Origin of the sequence: Pseudomonas sp. MD195_PC81_125, from assembly GCF_014060985.1 — a bacterium.
GTDB classification, from domain to species: Bacteria; Pseudomonadota; Gammaproteobacteria; order Pseudomonadales; family Pseudomonadaceae; genus Aquipseudomonas; species Aquipseudomonas parakoreensis.
This window is the reverse complement of record NZ_JABULD010000039.1, coordinates 1-3,082: the sequence shown is the minus strand read 5'-3', so window position 1 is coordinate 3,082 and position 3,082 is coordinate 1. Positions and strand designations below refer to the sequence as shown.

The following is a 3,082-nucleotide window of genomic DNA, read 5'->3' as shown; positions in this document are numbered from 1 at the left end:
GGCTGCGATCTTTTGATCTGGCTGTCAGTGCCTGCAAAACAATAAGAAAAGTGAGTGGTGAACATGGACGTACGCATCAAGCCGGCAGCGGTCGGCACCCTGTTGCTCGCAGTTTCCATCGCGCAAGCCCACGCGCAGTACCTTGAATCCGGCAAGCCCGGCGATCCTGCCAGTTGGCGCAGTGCCGAATTCCAGCGCGACTGGGGCCTGGCGCGGATGCAGGCCGATCAGGCTTACGCCGCCGGTATCACCGGCAAAGGCGTGAAGATCGGCGCCCTCGACTCCGGCTTCGATGCCGCCCACCCTGAGTTCGCCAGCGACCGCTATCACCCGGTAATGGCCTCTGGCAGTTACGTCGACGGCTCGCTGTTCAACGTCAACGGCACCCTCAACCCCAACAACGACTCCCATGGCACTCACGTGGTCGGCACCATGGGCGCGAGCCGTGACGGCACCGGCATGCACGGCGTGGCGTACAACGCGCAGATCTACGTCGGCAACACCAACAACAACGACAGTTTCCTGTTCGGCCCCAAACCCGATCCGCGCTATTTCAAAGCGGCCTACGACGCGTTGGCCGCCGCCGGCGTACGCGCGATCAACAACAGTTGGGGCAGTCAGCCGCCGGATGTCAGTTACCGCACCCTGGCCGATCTGCACGCCGCGTACGCCCAGCACTGGAATCAGGGCACTTGGCTCGACGCGGCGGCGGACGTCTCGCGCCGTGGCGTGATCAACGTGTTCAGTGCCGGCAACAGCGGCTACCCGAACGCCAGCGTGCGTTCGGCGTTGCCGTACTTTCAGCCGGATCTGGAAGGCCATTGGCTGGCGGTGTCCGGGCTGGACCAAAGCAATCAGCAGAAGTACAACCAGTGCGGCGTCGCCAAATACTGGTGCATCACCACGCCGGGGGCGAAGATCGACAGCACCATCCCGGGCGGCGGTTATGCGATCAAGTCCGGCACTTCGATGGCCGCGCCGCACGCCACCGGCGCACTGGCGCTGGTGATGGAACGCTATCCGTACATGAACAACCAGCAGGCGCTGGAAGTGCTGCTGACCACCGCCACGCAACTCGACGGCTCGGTCACCGATGCGCCGACCGAACGGGTCGGCTGGGGCGTGGCCAACCTCAATCGGGCGATGCACGGGCCGGGGCAACTGCTCGGCGCGTTCGATGCCAACCTGGCCGCCGGACAAAGCGATGTCTGGAGCAACGACATCTCCGACAAGGCCCTGATTCAGCGGCAAAGCGAAGACCTCGCCGAACACCGCGCCTGGCAGCAAATCCTGCAGGACAAAGGCTGGCAAAACGGTATCCCGGCCGGAGCGAGTCAGCAGGATCAGACCGACTACGCGGTCGGTATGGCGCGTGATGCCGCAGCGGCGACGCGGGTCTACCAAGGCAGCCTGATCAAGTCCGGGGGCAGGGCGCTTGTTGCTGACCGGTGACAACACCTTCCGTGGCCCGACCACGGTCAATGGCGGATTGCTCAGCGTCAACGGCTCGCTGGCCTCGGCGGTGACCGTCAACGACAGCGGCACCCTTGGCGGTTCGGGGCGCATCGGTGCGCTGATCGCCAACAGCGGCGGCCGCGTGGCGCCGGGTAACTCCATCGGCACGTTGAACGTGGCCGGTGACGTGACCTTCGCCCCCGGTTCGACCTACGCGGTGGAGCTGTCGCCGACCAGCAGCGACCGCATCGTTGCCGGCGGCAGTGCGCGCATCGGCGGCGCCTCCGTCAGCCTGTCGCTGGAAAACAGCCCGACCCTGCTCAGCACCACGCAAGCGCGCAGCCTGCTCGGTCATTCGTACGACATTCTGCAAGCGGCCGGTGGCATTCAGGGCCAGTTCGGCGCGGTGCTGCCGAATTACCTGTTCATCGGCGGCAACCTCGACTACACGGCCAACGCCATTCAACTGGACATCCAGCGCAATGCGACCTCGTTCGCCAGCGTCGGGCAGACCCCGAATCAGCGCGCGGTGGCGACTGCCGTCGAAGGTTTGGGCGCCGGCAACTCGGTGTACGAAAGCTTGCTGCTGTCAGCGTCTGCCGCTTCGGCGCAACAGGCGTTCCAGCAACTCAGCGGGGAAATCTACCCGGCACTGGGCTCGATGGTGATCAATGACAGCCGCCAGTTGCGCGACGCGGTCGGCGAACGTCTGCACGATGCCAATGCCACGCAAGGCAATGGCTGGATCAAGGCCCTCGGCGCCTGGGGTTCGACCGATTCCGGTAACGACACCTCGCGCTACAGCACCTCGATCGGCGGCTTGCTGGCCGGTGTTGACGGCGCGCTGGACGAGCAGACGCGCATCGGTCTGGTCACCGGTTACAGCGACAGCTCGTTGAACATGGGCTCGGACACGCACTCGTCGGCCAAGGTCGACAGCTATCACCTCGGCGCTTACGCCGGTCATGACATCGGCGCCTGGCGCCTGAGCACCGGCGCGGCCTACAGCTGGCATCGCGCCGATGTGAAGCGCGATCTGCAATACGGCGACGTCAGCGCCAAACAGAAAGCCAAGGTCGATGCGGCCACCACGCAGGTCTTCGGTGAAGCGGCTTATCGCCTGAACTTGCAACCGGTCGCGCTGGAGCCGTTCGCCAACCTCGCTTACGTGCATCTGGATACCGAAGGCTTTACCGAAAAGGGCGACGCCGCGGCACTGAAAAGCTCGGGCGATCAGCGCGACGCAGTGCTCAGCACCCTCGGTGTACGGGCGGTCAAGCGCTTCAATCTGTCGACTCAACAGGCGCTGGACGTCAGTGGTCATCTCGGCTGGCAACACAGCTTGAGTGACATCGACGCCGAACAGCATCTGCGTTTCGCCAGCGGCAGCACGCCGTATTCGGTCGAAAGTTCGGCGCTGGTGCGTGATGCAGCGCTGGTGGGCGTGCAAGCAAGCCTGGCGTTGAGCAAGGACGTACGGGTCAACCTCGATTACAACGGACAACTGGCCAACCGCGAGAAGAGCCACGGCGTGGGGTTGAGCCTGAACTGGCAGTTCTGACGGAGGGCGTACGCCTATCCCTGTAGGAGCTGCCGAAGGCTGCGATCTTTTGACTTTGATTTTTAA

Annotated in this window: 1 pseudogene; it reads left to right on the top strand. The window is 64.2% G+C overall.

Features of this window, described 5'->3' with window-relative positions:
• The first annotated feature begins 63 nt into the window (after positions 1 to 63).
• Positions 64 to 3,016: pseudogene (locus tag HT737_RS02225) on the top strand (autotransporter domain-containing protein).
• Positions 3,017 to 3,082: the final 66 nt, after the last annotated feature.